General features: G+C 61.7%; 15 protein-coding genes. 5 read left to right on the forward strand and 10 right to left on the reverse strand.

Annotation, left to right across the window (positions count from 1 at the left end; genetic code table 11):
• From LOY31_RS25290 to LOY31_RS25310, 5 genes are all read right to left on the reverse strand, one after another.
• Positions 1-837 (reverse strand): ABC transporter ATP-binding protein, encoded by an 837-nt coding sequence (locus LOY31_RS25290; protein WP_258712353.1) that lies wholly within the window; start codon positions 835-837, stop codon positions 1-3.
• Positions 825-1628 carry an ABC transporter permease gene (locus LOY31_RS25295; protein WP_007958721.1) on the reverse strand — a complete coding sequence of 268 codons (804 nt, stop codon included), beginning with the start codon at positions 1626-1628 and terminating at the stop codon, positions 825-827. The genes LOY31_RS25290 and LOY31_RS25295 overlap by 13 nt, the downstream gene beginning before the upstream one ends.
• A gap of 10 nt (positions 1629-1638) precedes the next feature.
• Positions 1639-2616 carry an ABC transporter substrate-binding protein gene (locus LOY31_RS25300; RefSeq protein WP_221534835.1) on the reverse strand — a complete coding sequence of 326 codons (978 nt, stop codon included), beginning with the start codon at positions 2614-2616 and terminating at the stop codon, positions 1639-1641.
• Positions 2617-3005: 389 nt separating this feature from the next.
• Entirely contained in the window at positions 3006-4376 is a 1371-nt protein-coding gene (locus tag LOY31_RS25305; protein WP_085703122.1) for an aspartate aminotransferase family protein, read from the reverse strand.
• 32 nt (positions 4377-4408) lie between these two features.
• A complete protein-coding gene (locus LOY31_RS25310; RefSeq protein ID WP_258712355.1) occupies positions 4409-5902 on the reverse strand; it encodes an aldehyde dehydrogenase in 1494 nt (497 codons plus the stop codon).
• Positions 5903-6140: 238 nt separating this feature from the next.
• Here LOY31_RS25310 and LOY31_RS25315 point away from each other — a divergent pair, with 238 nt between their 5' ends.
• The gene (locus tag LOY31_RS25315) at positions 6141-7055 is read left to right on the forward strand and encodes a LysR family transcriptional regulator (RefSeq protein ID WP_007958716.1); all 915 of its coding nucleotides are present in this window, start codon (positions 6141-6143) and stop codon (positions 7053-7055) included.
• A gap of 91 nt (positions 7056-7146) precedes the next feature.
• Here LOY31_RS25315 and LOY31_RS25320 read toward each other — a convergent pair whose 3' ends face one another.
• On the reverse strand, positions 7147-8295 hold the full coding sequence (locus LOY31_RS25320; RefSeq protein WP_221534838.1) for a hypothetical protein: 1149 nt from the start codon (positions 8293-8295) through the stop codon (positions 7147-7149).
• Positions 8296-8387: 92 nt separating this feature from the next.
• Positions 8388-10907: an ATP-dependent helicase HrpB gene (hrpB, locus tag LOY31_RS25325; RefSeq protein WP_258712356.1), complete on the reverse strand. Its 2520-nt coding sequence runs from the start codon at positions 10905-10907 to the stop codon at positions 8388-8390.
• Positions 10908-11015: 108 nt separating this feature from the next.
• Here hrpB and LOY31_RS25330 point away from each other — a divergent pair, with 108 nt between their 5' ends.
• Positions 11016-11435: a hypothetical protein gene (locus LOY31_RS25330; protein ID WP_039771823.1), complete on the forward strand. Its 420-nt coding sequence runs from the start codon at positions 11016-11018 to the stop codon at positions 11433-11435.
• A gap of 15 nt (positions 11436-11450) precedes the next feature.
• The gene (locus LOY31_RS25335; RefSeq protein WP_085608748.1) at positions 11451-12347 is read left to right on the forward strand and encodes a cation diffusion facilitator family transporter; all 897 of its coding nucleotides are present in this window, start codon (positions 11451-11453) and stop codon (positions 12345-12347) included.
• Here the strand turns inward: LOY31_RS25335 and LOY31_RS25340 are convergent.
• Positions 12341-13390, reverse strand: a complete 1050-nt coding sequence (locus tag LOY31_RS25340) for a DUF6515 family protein (RefSeq protein WP_258712357.1) — start codon at positions 13388-13390, stop codon at positions 12341-12343. The two genes, LOY31_RS25335 and LOY31_RS25340, sit on opposite strands and share 7 nt — an antisense overlap.
• 454 nt (positions 13391-13844) lie before the next feature.
• Between LOY31_RS25340 and LOY31_RS25345 the strand changes: the two genes are divergently transcribed.
• Positions 13845-14324 (forward strand): Lrp/AsnC family transcriptional regulator, encoded by a 480-nt coding sequence (locus LOY31_RS25345; protein WP_007909658.1) that lies wholly within the window; start codon positions 13845-13847, stop codon positions 14322-14324.
• 106 nt (positions 14325-14430) lie between these two features.
• Positions 14431-14640 (forward strand): DUF2788 domain-containing protein, encoded by a 210-nt coding sequence (locus LOY31_RS25350; RefSeq protein WP_003228500.1) that lies wholly within the window; start codon positions 14431-14433, stop codon positions 14638-14640.
• Here LOY31_RS25350 and LOY31_RS25355 read toward each other — a convergent pair.
• Both LOY31_RS25355 and amn read right to left on the reverse strand, forming a co-directional pair.
• On the reverse strand, positions 14635-15270 hold the full coding sequence (locus LOY31_RS25355; RefSeq protein ID WP_258712358.1) for a pseudouridine synthase: 636 nt from the start codon (positions 15268-15270) through the stop codon (positions 14635-14637). The genes LOY31_RS25350 and LOY31_RS25355 overlap by 6 nt on opposite strands.
• Positions 15271-15342: 72 nt before the next feature.
• Positions 15343-16842, reverse strand: coding sequence for an AMP nucleosidase (gene amn, locus LOY31_RS25360; protein WP_162130486.1), 1500 nt, complete (start codon positions 16840-16842; stop codon positions 15343-15345).
• Positions 16843-16964 lie beyond the last annotated feature (122 nt).

Genomic DNA, 16964 nt, shown 5'->3' on the forward strand with positions numbered 1-16964 from the left:
TCAGTGAGCTTCTTCGAGATCATCGTGCAACAGCCCGAAGATCTGCCGCTTCATGTCGATGAACGAGCGCTCCATCACCATGTCCAGCGTGCGTGGGCGCTCGATCGGCACGTCGAGAATCTGCTTGATTCGCCCAGGCCTGGCGCCCATCACATAAACCCGGTCGCCGAGCAGGATCGCTTCGTCGATATCGTGGGTGACAAACAGCACGGTCTTCTTGCTGTTGCCCCACACCCGCAATAACAGCTGCTGCATTTGCAGGCGGGTCTGGCTGTCGAGGGCGCCGAAGGGTTCATCCATCAGCAGGATCTGCGGATCGTTGGCCAGTGCCCGGGCAATCGCCACCCGTTGCATCATGCCGCCGGACAACTGCTTGGCGTAGTTGTCGGCGAATCCTGACAAGCCGACTTCGTGCACATAGTGATCGACGATTTCCTTGCGCCGCGCCGCCGGCATGCCCCGTCGCTTGAGGCCGAACTCGACGTTCTGCCGCACGGTCAGCCACGGGAACAGCGTGTAGCTCTGGAACACCATTCCGCGATCCGCGCCGGGGCCCTGCACTTGCTGGCCACCGACGTAGATCTCGCCGGACGTCGGCTCGGCCAGGCCGGCGGTGAGGTACAGCAGGCTCGACTTGCCGCAGCCCGAAGGCCCGACCAGCACCGCAAATTGCTGATCCGGCACCTCGAACGACACTTCTTCCAGCGCGGTGAATGTACCGCCGCCGGGCTTGGTGTAGCGCAGGCTGACCTTGTCCACCTGCAACCTAGGCGCGGCGTGTACCGGTGCGGCGACCGGCTCGATAAAACGACGGTTGGCAGCGGTTACTGAGCCCATGCGGCAATCCTCAAACGCAAGAAGCGGAACAGTTGATCGGTGACCAGGCCGAGCAGGCCGATGATCGCGATGGCGAGAAAAATCACATCCACCTGAAAGCCGCGCATGGCCTTGAGGCTCAAGTAACCGAGGCCACTGGACGCGGCGACCAGTTCGGCGACCACCAGATACGTCCAGGCCCAGCCCATGGTCACCCGCAAGGTGTCGAGTACGCCGGGCAACGACGCCGGGGCGATCACGTGCAGCACCGCGTCACGCCGGTTGGAGCCGAGGGTGTAGGAGGCGTTGATCAAATCCTTGGAGATGCCTTTGGACACGTCGGCGATCATCACCAGTTGCTGGAAGAACACGCCGAAAATGATCACCGACACTCGCTGTTCCAGACCGATGCCGATCCACAGGATGAACAGCGGCACGAACGAGGTCACCGGCAGGTAGCGGATGAAATTCACCAGCGGTTCGAGGAACGCCTGGACGATGCGGAAGCTGCCCATCAGCAAGCCCAGCGGCACCGCCACCAGCGACGACACAATGAAACCGACCATCACCACTTCGACACTGGCCCAGACATGCTGGCCGAGGGTGCCGTCGCGGCTCAGGCGCACGGCGGCTTCAACCACCGCGCCGGGCGTGGGCAGGAACATCCCCGGCACGATGCCGCCGTAGGACAACCCGGCCCACAGACCGACCAGCAACACCCAGGCCAGACCGCTGGCGCTCCACACCACCGGCACCGGCAATCCGGTCTTCGGCGTGATGCAGCGGCTCAGCCATGAATTGCGCTTGAACATGACCAGTCTCCTAGAGCGGGCTGACGAAGCGGTTATCCACCAGATCGTCGTTGCTGACGTTGTAGGGCTTGCCCTGCAATTCGCTGGCGGTTTCGTTGGCCAGTTTGATCAGCGGTGCGCTGTCACCCGGCTTGCCCGGCGAGCCAAGGAGTTTTTCGCTCATGGCCTGATCGTAGAAGCGCACGCCTTGCGCGGCGGCGGCCAGTTCCTTCGGATCGGACAGGTAACCGCCGACGCCCTTGGCCATGATTTCGTAGGCTTGCTGTGGATGGTCCTTGGTGAACTGCACGGCTTTGTAGAGGCCGGCGACCAGCGCCTTGACGTCCTCCGGCTGCTTCTCGATCACTGTGCAGTTGAGCGCGACCACATCGACGATCACCCCCGGCGTACTGCTGCTGTCGATCAACACCTTGCCCTGCTGCTTGTCGCGCACCATCGACAGATGCGGCTCCCAGGTTACGGCAGCCGGCACGCGACCGGCGATGAACGCGGTGGCGGCATCGTCGGCGGTCATGTTCTGCACGGTGATGTCGCTCATGCTCATGCCGTTCTTTTTCAGCAGGTACGACAGCCAGAACTGCGAGGTCGACCCTTCGTTGACGGCCACGGCCTGGCCCTTGAGTTCCTGCAGGCTCTTCACGTTTTTGCCGACCAGCACGCCATCGCCGCCATGGCTGTCATCCAGCGCGGCCACGGCCTTGAAGCAGAACTGCGGGCGGTACTTCAGCACTTCGTCGATGGTCGACGCCGAGCCGGACAATTGCCCCGACGCCTGGGCGGCCATGTACATCGACGCTTCTTCGACCACCGGCAATTCGACGGTCAAGCCGTTTTCCTTGAAGTAGCCCAGATCCTGAGCCAGATACAGGGTGCCGTAACCGACCCACGTGGTGTGGCCGATCGACAAGGTGCCGGCCTGAGCGGCGGTGACTGAAAGGGCGGAAATCGCCAGAGGACATGCAAGACGGGTAAACAAGGACTTGTTCATGGAGCACTCCCAACGCTGTTGATTTAGTTGTCATGGGCAGTACGGCCAGCCGTGGTGTCGCGATTGCACGCTGCGGTCTCTGCTGGACTCTGGCGGGCAATGCCTTGGCTGGCGAAATCGATGTTGACCCAGGCTTGGCGTCAGGAAAACGAGGAAATAGTTAGACGCGAACGATGAAAAAACTGGGTAGTGCGCACCGCGAAAGGGCGTGTCGGACGAGGGTGCACGGAGGGGGTGCAAGACAGCAAAAACAGTGGTGAATCGACCGACGCAATCGCGAGCAGGCTCGCTCCCACGGGGACGGTATCGCTCACAAGTTTTGTGTACGACGCTGGTCCACTGTGGGAGCGAGCCTGCTCGCGATGGGGCCCTTGAGCCCTACGAATACCTCAGAGCCGGCCGTATTCCTGCGCCGTACGATCCAGCGCTTTCAACGTCTTGCCCACCAACTCGTCAATCTCTTCACGGCTGGCAATCAACGCCGGCGCCATGATCATTCGCCCTAGTGTCGAGCGAATGATCACCCCCTCTTCAAAACCGATCGTGCGGCAGCGCCAGGCGATGTCGTTCTCATTGGCAAAGCGCTTGCGCGTAGCCTTGTCCTCGGCCAGTTGCAACGCCGCAACCATGCCCGTGCCCTGGATATCGCCCACCAACGGGTGATTGCCGAACACCTCGCGCAGGCACTGTTGCAGGTACGGCCCGATGTCATCCTTGACCCGCGTCACCACGCCTTCATCGCGCAATGCCTTGAGGTTGGCAATCGCCACCGCCGCCGCCACCGGGTGCCCGGAATAGGTCAGACCGTGAGCGAACACACCGCCCTGCTCCACCAGCACGTCGGCCATTTTCTTCGACAGGATCAGGCCGCCCATCGGGATATAACCGGAGGTCAGGCCCTTGGCGATGGACAGGGTGTCCGGCTCGAAACCGAAGTATTCGTGAGCGAACCATTCGCCGGTGCGACCGAAGCCGCCGATCACTTCATCGGCACACAACAGCACGTCGTATTTGCGGCAGATGCGCTGGATTTCCGGCCAGTAGCTTTCCGGCGGAAAGATCATCCCGCCCGCGCCCTGGAACGGTTCGGCGATGAATCCGGCGACCTTGTCCGCGCCCAGTTCGAGGATCTTCGCTTCCAGTTGCTGCGCCGCCCGCAGACCAAATTCAGCCGGGGTCAGGTTGCCTTCGTGGGCGAAGAAGTACGGCTCGTCGATGTGCGCGATGTCGGGAATCATCCCGCCCATTTCGTGCATGAACTTCATGCCACCGAGGGCCGTCGCCGCGAGGGTCGAACCGTGATAACCGTTCCAGCGGCCGATCATGATTTTCTTCTCGGGTTTGCCCAGCACCTGCCAGTAACGGCGCACGGTACGGATCAGCACCTCGTTGGCCTCGGAACCGGAGTTGGTGTAGATCGCGTGGCTGTAGTGCCCCGGCAGCAGGCTGAACAGCAGCTCGGAGAGCTCGATCACCTGCGGGTGGGTGGTGTGAAAAAACATGTTGTAGTACGGCAACTGCTCCAGTTGCCGGCTCGCCGCGGCGTTCAGATCCTTGCGCCCGTAACCGAGGTTGGTGCACCACAGCCCGGACATGCCGTCGAGGTAGCGTCGACCGTCGTTGTCCCACAGGTGCAGGCGGTCACCGCGCACCATCACCCGTGGGCCTTCGTCGTTGAGGGCCTTCTGGTCGACGAACGCATGAATGTGGTGCGCTGCATCGGCGGCCTGGTAGTCGCGGGTTTCACGTGAGGTGGTCATCGCCGGATCTCCTTTCTTGTTGTGAGCGGCTGTCATGAGCGCAGTTGAAACCAGGTGGTTTTCAACTGGGTGTATTTGTCGAACGAGTGCAGCGACAGATCGCGGCCGAAACCGGATTGCTTGCCACCGCCGAACGGCACGGTCACGTCCAGCGCATCGACGCTGTTGACCGACACCGTACCGGCTCGCAATTGCCGCGCCACCCGATGCGCGCGGTGCAGATCATCGGTCCACAGCGAGGCCGCCAGACCGTAGACGCTGTCGTTGGCCAGTTGCAAGGCGTGGGCCTCGTCATCGAACGGAATCACCGCCAGCACCGGGCCGAAGACTTCTTCGCGAAACAGGGTCATGTGCGGCTGCACGTCGGTGAAAATCGTTGGCTGAATGAAGTTGTCCGAGCCGTTGAAACTCAGTTGTCGCCCGCCACAGACGCGGGTCGCACCTTCGCATTCGGCCTGGTTGATGAAGCGCAGAATGCTTTCGGTCTGACGGGTGTCGACAATCGCCCCCGCCGCACTTGCCGGGTCCAATGGATCGCCCGGCTGCCAGCGTTCGGCCTGAGCCTTCAGCCGTTCAACGAACTCGTCATGAATCGAGCGCTCCACCAGCAACCGCGAGTTGGCCGAGCAGACTTCGCCCTGATTGAAGAAAATCCCGAACGCGGCTTTCTGCGCCGCCAGATCCAGATCCTTGCAGTCGGCGAACACCAGGTTGGCGCTCTTGCCGCCACACTCCAGCCACACCTGCTTGAGGTTCGACTGCGCGGAATACTGCATGAAATATTTGCCGACCTGGGTCGAGCCGGTGAACACCAGGCAATCGACATCCGGGTGCAAGCCCAAGGCTTTGCCGGTCTGTTCGCCGAGCCCCGGCAGCACGTTCAACACACCGGCCGGCAGCCCGGCTTCAAGCGCCAGCTCGGCCAGACGCAACGCGGAGAACGGTGATTGCTCGGCGGGTTTGAGAATCACCGAGTTGCCCGCCGCCAGCGCCGGCGCGAGTTTCCACGCGGCCATGTCCAACGGGAAATTCCAAGGCACTACCGCAGCGACCACGCCCAGCGCTTCGCGGGTGATGGTCGCCAGTACATTCGAGGCACTCGGCGCGATCTGATCGTAGAGTTTGTCGAGGCTTTCGGCGTACCAGCGGAACACCCCGGCGGCGCCCGGCACGTCGATGTTGTAAGCGTCCATCACCGGTTTGCCCATGTTCAGCGAATCGAGCAGCGCCAGTTCTTCGCGATGGGCCAGGATCAGATCCGCCAGCCGCAGCAGTACTTGCTTGCGCTCGGTGGGAGAACGCCCGGCCCAGGTGCCGGCTTCGAACACCTGCCGCGCATTCTGCACCGCCGCATCGACATCTTCTTCACCGCACGCGGCGACGTTTGCCAGCAGTTGGCCGGTGGCCGGGTTGATCGCGGCAAAGGTCTGCCCCGACTGCGCCGCACGCAGTTTGCCGTCGATCACGGCCTGGTACGGATAGCTCAATTCAGCGGCCTTGCGCTGCCAGTCTGCAAGCTCGAACACGGTGGTTGCTCCTTGGACTTTTATTCTTTTGAGAACAGTGCGCAGTGATAGTCGCTCAGGCCCGTGTGAGCTAAAACCAGTAAAAATGTCTTCGCAGACAATAAAAAAGGTAACCAGCCGATGGCCCCTTCGCGCGCGTATGAGGCTATTGTTCAGGGACAAAAAAACCGCCGACAGAACGGAGGCCGGCGGCGTACAAATTGCTTGGATGTGAAATCCGTTCGCTTTGAGGTTCACCGTGGCCGCTTACAACCTGCGTCAGTTGAAATACTTCATCACCACCGTCGAATGCGGCAGCGTCGCCGAAGCGTCGCGCAAGCTGTACATCGCGCAACCGGCAATTTCCACGGCGATCAAGGGGCTGGAAGACAGCTTCGGCGTGCAACTGCTGATCCGCCATCACGCTCAGGGCGTATCCCTGACACCGAGTGGCGCGCGGTTCTTCCGCAAGGCCCAGGAACTGCTGCGCATGGCCAAGGAGTTCGAACAGAACGCCCTCGCCGACAACGACGTGGTGGCCGGGCAGATCGATATCGGCTGTTTTGAAACGGTGGCGCCGCTGTACTTGCCGCAGCTGATTGCCGGGTTCTCGGCGCTGTATCCGGGGGTGAAGATCCGCATCCGCGACGGCGAACAACAGGAACTGGTGCAAGGCCTGACCTCGGGCACCTTCGATCTGGCAATCCTGTACAAGCACGACCTCGACGCCACCATCGAAACCGAACCGCTGATGCCGGCCCAACGGCCTTACGCCCTGCTGCCGGCGGATCACCGCTTCGCCCAGCTCAAGCAGGTTTCGCTTCGAGACTTGTGCCTGGAACCGATGATCCTGCTCGACGTACAACCGAGCCGCACCTACTTCGTCAGCCTGTTCGAAGAACTCGGCCTGTCGCCACGCATCGAGTTCAGCTCGCCGTCGATCGAAATGGTGCGCGGCATGGTCGGCCAGGGTTTCGGCTTCTCGATCCTGGTCACCCGCCCGCATTCGGAATGCACCTACGACGGCAAGAAAGTCGTGTGCGTGGACATCGTCGAAGACGTCACCGGCTCAGGCCTGGTGGCCGCGTGGCTCAAACGCGGACAACTGACCAAACCGGCGCAGTTGTTTGCCGATTATTGTCGGGAGCAGCTGACCGCGAAGGCCAGTCGATGAAAATCAAAAGATCGCAGGCTGCGATCTTTTGATGCCCAGATTTATAAATCTCAGGCTTTCGCCGGAAAGCCGATGCCAATCCCCAAAAAACCTATTGATCGTTTTCCGTGCCGAGTTGAGGGTCAATTTCAACGAAGTTCCGACGCAAGTAACCTTCCATGGCTATGTCTTCAATCGCCCACTCACCATGCCCAAGGTTGCCGACCAGGTCGCGGCGTTGCAGGCGCTTCAAGGCAGTCTGAACCGTCGCCGCGCTGGGCACGTGGCCACCGGGCATCTCGCTGCCAATCCACTCGCGTCCTTCGGTAGAAAAAATGGGAAGGCCCCTCACCAGCCCGATAAGTACGGTGAAATCCAGAGGAGCCATCTCCAGAATCAGGTTCTCGAAGTTGCCTTCGTCCGTCATGGTGCTCCAGGCTCGATGGTCTGCATCTCGCACGCTGAGCCCCTCAGTCAGACACAGCAGAAATACATCGCGAATGTACTTGGGCATGTATCCCCGGGCAGCAAAACGCTCGAAAGCGGCGTTTACCTCCCACTCCCTTCCGGTGATTTCCTGAAACCGCTGACCCAGATGCTGGACAAATTCCAGGCCAAGATTAGGAAACTGGATCTCGTGGCTGAACTGATAGAACGGTGCTTTGGTACGACGAAACATTCGATGCAGGCCATCCTGGGAGGACCCTGTAAACACTGCAAAGACTTCACCGTGCGCATGCTGCAGTAGCGAACGGAGCGTAGCAGTCAAGTCTTCGAATTCCTTCCGGCTCGCCAGATGCTGGACCTCGTCGATGATCAGCAGCGCCTTGCCGTTACCGAGTATCCGGAAGCGCTCGAAGAGCTCGATCAGGTTCAGTCCGCCTTCCTTCGCCAGCTCGGCCTTCACTGTTACGCCGTCGGTACTGGCGCCGGCCTCCACCGACTGAACCAGAGAACCCGGTCGCATGAGCTTCAGCCAGTTGCGTCGCAAAAAACCTGCACCGTGGATGGCCTCATACAACGCACCCGCGATCACCCGCTCAGGATGCGCCTTGTCAAACCACAGGTCTGCTGTTGCAACAATAAAGCCGTGCTCCTTGGCAATCGGGATCAGGTCGTTGATCAGAAAGGTGGTTTTTCCCTTGCGCCGAGGCGCGAATATCGTCGCGGCGTTTTGCAGGCGTGACTCGAAAGTGACCAGGATTCCCTCAGCCAGATGGGTGCGAGGGAAGAGCAGCGAGTCCTTGGTTTCCGGAGTCATTATGAGCCTTTATGTCAAAATACATAATTTATGAATATGAAAATAATTACGCATAATTGAGAAAGATGGAAGCCTTACCTGAATGCCTTCTGTCACGTGCCGCGCGGTTTGGCTCGTGCGGTAGCTTCAGCCACCAACGGATCATCCGGCCAGTAATGCTTCGGATAGCGCCCCTTCAGATCCTTCTTCACTTCGGCATAGGTGCTGCGCCAGAAGTTGGCCAGATCCTGCGTCACCTGCACCGGGCGCCGCGCTGGCGACAGCAGGTGCAGCTTGACCACTTGCCGGCCGCCGGCGATGCGTGGTGTGTCGGCTAGGCCGAACAGCTCCTGCAAACGCACGGCGAGAATCGGTGGCTGCTCGCTGTAGTCGAGGCGAATCGACGAGCCTGACGGCACGCTCAGGTGATGCGGTGCCTGTTCGTCGAGCTGTTGCGGCAGTGGCCATGGCAGCAGATTACGGACGATGCTCGACAGGTCGAGGTTGGCGAAATGGCTGAGGCGCGAGACTTTGCCCAGATACGGCATCAGCCAGTCTTCGAGGGTTTTCAGCAGCATGGCGTCGCTGACATCCGGCCATTGGCTGTCGCCCTTGGCGTCCAGGTCGAGCTGGCGCAGTAACGCGACTCGCGCCTGCCACTGGCGCAGCTCCGGAGTCCACGGCAGTAGCTCCAGACCTTTGCGCCGCACCAGATTGACCAGCGCCTGACTGCGGGCGTTTTCGTCGAGACCGGTCAGTGGTTCGCGGCTGAGGATCAGTTCGCCGACCTTGCGTTGACGCTCGGCGCGCAGCACGCCTTCGCGTTCATCCCAGTCCAGTTGATCGACGTTGTGCACTTGTTCGGCCAGCACCGAATCGAACAGCGCCGGATCGAAATCCGCCGCCAGATAAATCCGCTCTTCGCGTTGCCCCTGACGGCTGCCGAGGTCGGCGATGACGATCCACGGTTCCTTCATCAGGCTGTCGGCTTCGGCGAACAGCGCCGCACGGCCGTTGGCCAATCGATATTCGGCACCACCAGCCCGCCGCTGCTGGGCCACGCGATCCGGGTAGGCCAGTGCCAGCAAGGCGCCGAGCCAGCGCGGGTGATCCGGGTCGGCGACCGGCTCGCTCGCCTTGCCGCGCAGGTAACCGCGATATTGCCGCGCCAGTTGCCGGGCGCGCTGCACGCCGCCCTGGGCACCGCGCGCCGCGCGTTCTTCGCCGGACAGCAGCACCAGACGGCTGTGCAGATCCGCCCCGGCGCCGCGCAAAATATCGCGCTCACCGAGCAACGCGGCGACGTCGCACGCCATGCTCGCCAGCCCCAGCGCCTGACCGCGCAACAGCAAATGAGCGATGCGCGGATGGGCCGGCAATTCGGCCATGGCTTGACCGTGGCGATTGAGGGTTTCACCGTCCAGCGCACCGAGGCGCTGCAACAGATCCTGAGCCTGTGCATAAGCGGCTACCGGCGGCACATCCAGCCAGATCAGATCACTCGGCGCCACGCCCCAGCGTCCGAGCTGCAAGGCCAACCCGGCGAGATCAGCCGAGAGAATTTCCGCACTGCCATAAGCCGCGAGTTGTTCGTGCTGATCCTGCGACCAAAGGCGATAACAAACGCCCGGTTCCAGACGCCCGGCCCGGCCCGCTCGCTGGGTGGCACTGGCTTTGGAGATACGCTGAGTGTCGAGGCGGGTCATGCCGCTGCCCGGGTCGAAACGCGGCACTCGCGCCAGCCCGGCGTCGATTACTACGCGCACACCGTTGATGGTCAGGCTGGTCTCGGCGATGTTGGTGGCCAGCACCACTTTGCGCTGGCCGGCCGGAGCCGGGTCGATGGCGGCGCGTTGGGCATTCAGGTCGAGTTCGCCGTGCAACGGGCAGAGCAACACGTCGCTGCGCTCACCGATGGCGTCCGCCAGTTGTTGATGGACACGCCGGATTTCCGCCTGCCCCGGCAGGAACACCAGCAGGCTGCCGGTTTCGTCGTGCAGGGCTTCGAGCACCGTTTGCGTGACGCGTTGATCGATGTATTCGCCAGGCTGGAACGGCCGGCCCCAGCGCATCGTCACCGGGAACATCCGGCCCTCGCTGCGCAGGATCGGTGCGTCGTCGAGCAAGCCGGCCAGACGTTCGCCTTCAAGGGTGGCGGACATCAGCAGAATCTTCAGCGGTTGTTCAGCTCGAAACAGCTCGCGACCGTTCAGACTGAGGGCCAGCGCCAGATCGGCGTCGAGGCTGCGTTCGTGAAATTCGTCGAAGATCAGCAGGCCCACGCCTTCCAGCGCCGGGTCGTCCTGCAGACGACGGGTGAGAATGCCTTCGGTGACCACTTCGATGCGCGTGTTGGGGCCGACCTTGCTGTCGAGGCGGATGCGATAACCGACGGTTTCACCGACCTTCTCGCCCAGCTCGCTGGCAAGCCGTTCCGCTGCTGCACGCGCAGCCAGCCGACGCGGTTCAAGCATGAGAATGGTCTGCCCGTTCAGCCACGCTTCATTGAGCAGGGCCAAGGGCACGCGGGTGGTTTTACCGGCGCCGGGCGGTGCTTCGAGCACGGCTTCGTGGCGTGTCGCGAGGGCTTCACGCAGGGCGGGTAAAACGTCATCGATCGGCAACGAATTCATACTGGCTCCAAAACAGAGGGCCGAGTATAACGGCGAACTGCTGAGCGTTCGTCAGGGTCTTAACTTCACACGATGACGCTTCGTTAACAGATGACTCAGGAGATTCCCATGCGCTTACCTTTTCGCCTGATCGGCGGTGTACTGGTTGCCACCCTGCTCACCCAGATCACCGCGTGCGGTTCGATTTTCTATCCCGACCGGCGCGGCCAGATCGACGGCAAGATCGACCCGGCGATTGCCGTGCTCGATGCCGTGGGCCTGTTGTTCTATATCCTTCCCGGCGTGATCGCGTTTGCCGTGGACTTCGCCACCGGCGCGATCTACTTCGAACCGGGCCACACGGCGCAGGTCGATCCGGCCAAGCTCAAGCAAGCCATCGGCCCGGACGGTCAGGTCGATAATCTCAAGTTGCAGGCTATTCTCGAAACGGAGCTGGGCCGCAACCTGCCTCTGGACGACCCGCGCCTGATCCAGCACAAAGGCAGCACCCAGCAACTGGCGATGTTCGGCCTGCAACCTGCCGCATAAGGAATCCATGCACCCATGACCTCCAGCCCCGAACACGCCCGCCTGCTGCGGCTGGCGACCCGCGCCTCGGTGGCGGTGGCCTGTACGCTGATCATCGCCAAAGCCATCGCCTGGTGGCTGAGCGGTTCGGTGAGTATGCTCGCCGGCCTCACCGACTCGGCCCTAGATGGCGTCACTTCGTTGCTCAATCTGCTGGCGGTGCATTACGCGCTGCGCCCGGCGGATGACGATCATCGTTATGGCCACGGCAAGGCCGAATCCCTGGCGGGCATGGCGCAGGCGCTGTTCATTGGTGGCAGTGCGGTGCTGATCGCGTTTCAGGCTTATGAGCGTATGAACAATCCTGAACCGCTCGGCGCGCCTTGGCTGAGCATCGGGGTGATCGTGTTTTCCCTGTTGCTGACGGCGGCGCTGTTGATGCTGCAGCATCGGGTGATCAAGCAGACCGGCTCCAACGCGGTGCGGGCGGATTCGCTGCATTACCGTTCGGACCTGTTGTTAAACGGCAGCATTCTGATTGCGCTGGTATTGGCCGGATTGGGTTTCGATCAGCTGGATGCGTGGTTTGGTCTGGGGATCGCGGCGTACATTCTGTGGAGCGCAATCCAGATCGCCCGGGAAAGTTTTTCGGTGCTGATGGATGAAGAGCTGCCGACGGATGTCAGTCAGCACATGCTCGAACTGGCGTGCGGCGTGCCGGGCGTGTTGGGTGCGCATGATTTGCGCACGCGTATTTCCGGCAATCACTGGTTCGTGCAGTTGCACCTGGAATTGCCGGGGGAGTTGACGCTGTCAGTCGCCCATGGCATCAGCGATCAGGCGGCCGATGCCATTCACAAAGCCTACCCACGGGCCGAAGTGCTGGTGCACGCCGACCCGCAGGAAGTGGTCAAAGCCGCTCGGGCTCAGTAGTTGACCTGATAACCGCGACTGCTCAGGCAATTGCCCTGGGCCTGGCGGTAGGCCTGCACCACTTCGGGCGCCGGTTGATAAGTCGCGGTGCGCGGATTGAAGCCGCTTTGCTGCACCGCGTACTGATAGCACTCGTAGCCGTCGCGCTGAACCTGCTCCGGTGACTGACCGTTGGCCGGATACGCTTCCACGTCATAACCATTGCCGGTCGGCTGCGGTGACTGCTGCACCGGCGGCTCGACCACCACGTAATCCTGGGTCGCTTCCTGATAGGCGTAGTACGAACCGGCAGCGAGGAACAGCAGCGAACCGCCGATCCACACTTCACGGGCGTAATCCGGAAGGTACTGGATGCGGATCCCGCGCGGCGGCTGAACCACGATGTAGCGCGGGCCTTGCGGGCGATACCAATAGCCGCCGGAGTAGAAATAGTCCTGGCCGCGATATGGCACGCGGTAATCCCGATCCGGGAAACGGTCGATCACATGGCCCGGCCGGTATTGCGGGCCAGGGCCCCAGCCGTTGCCATGCCCGTCCGGACGCCCCGGCCAGCGGTTATCGTTGGGACGGTTACCGGTCTGCCAGTTCTGGTGGTAGCCGTTTTGCGGGCGTTCGTCGCGGTAGTATCCCTGACGGGGTTCCTGGGTCTGGCGAACGGTGTCGGGACGCGGCTGGATCGGCAGATCATTGGCCGGCAGTTGCGGCGGCGGTGGCGGCTGGCGCACCGGGTTGGGGTTGTAGGCCGGACGCGGCTGGTTCTGGTTCTGCCACTGGCCATTGTTCTGCTGGCCGCGGTTCTGCTGCCCGTTGTGCTCGAACTGGCGGCTGTTGTCGCCACGAATGATGTCGTTGTTCTGCCGCTGCGGATTGTCTTGGCCACGCTGCTGATTGCCACCGCCATGGCCCTGATTGTTGCCCTGGTGCTCCGGCCCGCGTCCGCCGCCGTCGGGGCCGCGATTCTGCGGCTCATCCGCCAGCGCTTGCGCACCGACACTCACACACAGCAAACCAACACTGGCCAGACGCCAGATGCGCGACTTCATGAAATTCCTCACTGCGGACTAGAGCCTGAAATTAAGAGGGCGTGTAGCTAAGACCGGGGATGGGCACACCGGGTTCTGCTACAGGTTATCAGTCACGTCATTTATTTATTGAGCGAGATGGGTCAAATCGCGGGCAAGAAAAAAGGGAGACCCGTCGGCCTCCCTTCTAGAGAACTTCGTCCTGGCTCGACGCTTTTGACGTCGGCTCACCTCACGCCGTCTTCTGGACAGTGTGCAGCTCGGGGGCCGGCACAACCCCGGTGGGGGTGGCGGCCGCGGCAGGCCGGATTGGGCGGGCCGCGTGGACTGTGTTACCGAGCAGTGATTCTGGTGATAAGAATAGGCCCGAAGCTGCGACAGATGATTGCGAAGATTGCTCAAATAAACATCACTTGCGCAATTTTTAACCCTGGATAGATAATCCGCCGCAATAGTTAAGACAAAGGATCGTTTGATGAGCAAACTCGACCGTTACGACCTCAGTATTTTGGCGGAATTGCAGCGCGACGCCCGCATCTCCAACCAGGAACTGGCCGAGCGCATCGGTCTGTCGCCCTCCCCGTGCTCGCGCCGGGTCAAGCAGCTGGAGGACGATGGCTACATCTCCCGCCAGGTCGCCCTGCTCGATCGCAAGATGCTCGGTCTGAGCCTGACCGCCTACGTGCTGATCGGCATGGACCGGCACACGCCGGAGCGTTTCGAGAACTTCGAAGCGGCGATCCGTACTTTGCCGCAAGTGCTGGAGTGCAGCCTGGTGACCGGGGTCGATGCCGACTATCAGCTGAAAGTGGTGGTGCCGGATATGGATCACTATCAAAAGCTGCTGCTGGGGCATCTGACGCGGATCGAAGGCGTGACCAGCGTGCGTTCGAGCTTTGTGTTGAATCAGGTGCTCAACAGCACTGAATTGCCGCTGACTCATCTGCGCAGCTGAAATCGACGAATGACTGCGGCACACCGACGCAGGTCAATGCTGCGTCGTTCGCCGCTGGCGTATACTCCCGGCCGCCCTTTCAGCCGCGCAGCGCCGGAGATGCCCGATGGATCCAGCAGTATTTGAAGAGTGGATGATGACCGGTCTGGTCAGCATCCTGATCATTTTCATGGGTTTCATCGTCTGGGATCTGGCGAAGAAGTCCAAGGCCGGGCGCTTTGGCTCGTTCATTCTGTTCTTCGTGCTGGGCCTGGGCGTGGCCGCGTTCATTATCAAGAGCGTGGTGATCGGCCTGATCGAGTCCGGCGCCTTATAAGCGCGCCGGCACTTCTTTCCACTGGCCCTGATCGAGCCCTTCGATCGTCCAGTCACCAATTCTGACCCGCACCAGCCGCAACGTCGGCAGCCCCACCGCCGCCGTCATCCGCCGCACCTGACGGTTGCGCCCTTCGCGAATCACCAATTCCAGCCAGGTTGTCGGAATCGTTGCGCGAAAGCGTACCGGCGGATTGCGCGGCCACAGCTCGGGCTCATCCAGTTGCCGCGCTTCGGCGGGCAAGGTCAGGCCGTCATTCAATTCAACACCGTCACGCAGACGCTGCAACTGCTCGGCCGTCGGCACGCCTTCGACCTGCACCCAATAGGTTTTCGCCAGTTTGTGCTTTGGGTCGGCGATCCGCGCCTGCAACTGGCCGTCATTGGTCAGCAGCAGCAAACCTTCGCTGTCGCGATCCAGCCGCCCTGCCGGGTAGATGCCCGGAATGTCGATGTAATCCTTGAGCGTCGCCCGCCCTTCGCCGTCGCTGAACTGCGTCAGCACATCGAACGGTTTGTTGAACAGGATCAGCTTCGGTTCGGCCGGTGGTGCCTTGGCGACCCGGCGCGGGGCTGAAGAAGCTGGCTTCGCGCCGGGGCGGCGGGAAGGTGGACGCGGTGGACGGGACATAAGAGAGAAGACATTTAGCGATCAGGGCAGACAATGCTAGTGCCCCGACCGCCAAATGACCACGACAAACCGTTAGCGGAACGGCGGCTCGTCGAAGCTGCGCAGTTTGCGCGAGTGCAGCGAGTTGAGTTCGGTACGCAGCAGATCCACTGCTTCGATGCCGATCTTCAAGTGCTGGCTGACCGCACGCTCGTAGAACGCGTTGGCCGAACCCGGCAGCTTGATTTCACTGTGCAGCGGCTTGTCCGACACACACAGCAACGTGCCGTACGGCACCCGCAGGCGATAACCCTGGGCGGCGATGGTGCCGCTTTCCATGTCCACCGCCACGGCGCGGGACAGGTTGATCAGCGGTCGCTCCTGAGCCCAGCGCAGTTCCCAGTTACGGTCGTCGTAGGTCAGCACGGTGCCGGTGCGCAGGCGTTTTTTCAGCTCTTCACCTTTTTCCCCGGTGATGTTGGCCGCCGCTTGCTGCAACGCCAGCTGCACTTCGGCCAGCGCCGGGATCGGAATGTTCGGCGGCACCACCCGGTCGAGAATCCCGTCGCGACGCATGTAAGCGTGAGCCAGCACGTAGTCGCCGATGGTCTGCGACTGACGCAGGCCGCCGCAGTGACCGATCATCAGCCAGCAATGCGGACGCAGCACGGCCAGGTGGTCGGTGATGTTCTTGGCGTTGGACGGGCCGACACCGATGTTCACCAGGGTCACACCGTGGCCATCACTGGCGATCAGGTGATAGGCCGGCATCTGGTAGCGGTGCCAGACCACACCGGCCGCAATCGCCGAGGCTTCGCCGTGATCCATACCTTTTTCGATGATCACGTTGCCAGGCAACACCATGCGTACGAAACGCGGGTCGCGGCGCAGTTGCTCCAGACCATGGACGATGAACTGGTCGACATAACGGTGGTAGTTGGTCAGCAGGATCCACGGCTGCACATGGCGCCAGTCGCTGCCGGTGTAATGCACCAGACGACGCAGCGAGAAATCGACGCGGGCTGCATCGAACAGCGCCAGCGGCAGCGGATCGGTGTTTTCCCAGTCGTAGAGACCGTCGGCGATGCCATCGGTGGCAGCGGACAGGTCAGTACTCGGGAACACTCGCGCCAGCACGGCGGCAGTGACGCCGGAGCCGGCCAGTTCATCGCCCTGCTCGACCACGTAGGGGTACGGAATGTTTTGCTCGCTGACCCCGACTTCGACGGTCACGGTGAAGTCATGCATCAGCGGCGTGAGCTGTTCCAGCAGGTATTTGCGAAACGCCGCCGGGTGGGTGACGGTCACGCTGTAGGTGCCCGGCAACTGCACCTTGGCGTAAGCGCGGGTGGTTTGCGGGACTTCGCCCTGGCAGTGGTAGGTCAGACGCAGTTCGGGATAACGGAACAGGGCACGTTGCTCGGCGTCGGGCTCGACGCGATCCTTGAGATAACGCTTGAGCGCCGAGTTCAGCGCCGTGGTGGCCCGCTCATGCAGCTCGGCGAGACGATCCACGGCCTGTTCGGCGGTTTGAACGACAATAAACGCTTCGGTCACGATCAGCTTCCTGTGTTCTGACTTGCAGAGCTTCATCTTGCCTGCATCGTGGCGTCACGGAAACAGTGGCGTTGTGGCTATTCATCAATCTGACAGGCATATGCGGTCCCTGTGGGAGCGGGCTTGCCCGCGAAGGCGTCAGCACAGCCAACATTGAT

Origin of the sequence: Pseudomonas sp. B21-021 (assembly GCF_024749205.1) — a bacterium.
Taxonomy (GTDB): domain Bacteria; phylum Pseudomonadota; class Gammaproteobacteria; order Pseudomonadales; family Pseudomonadaceae; genus Aquipseudomonas; species Aquipseudomonas paraglycinae.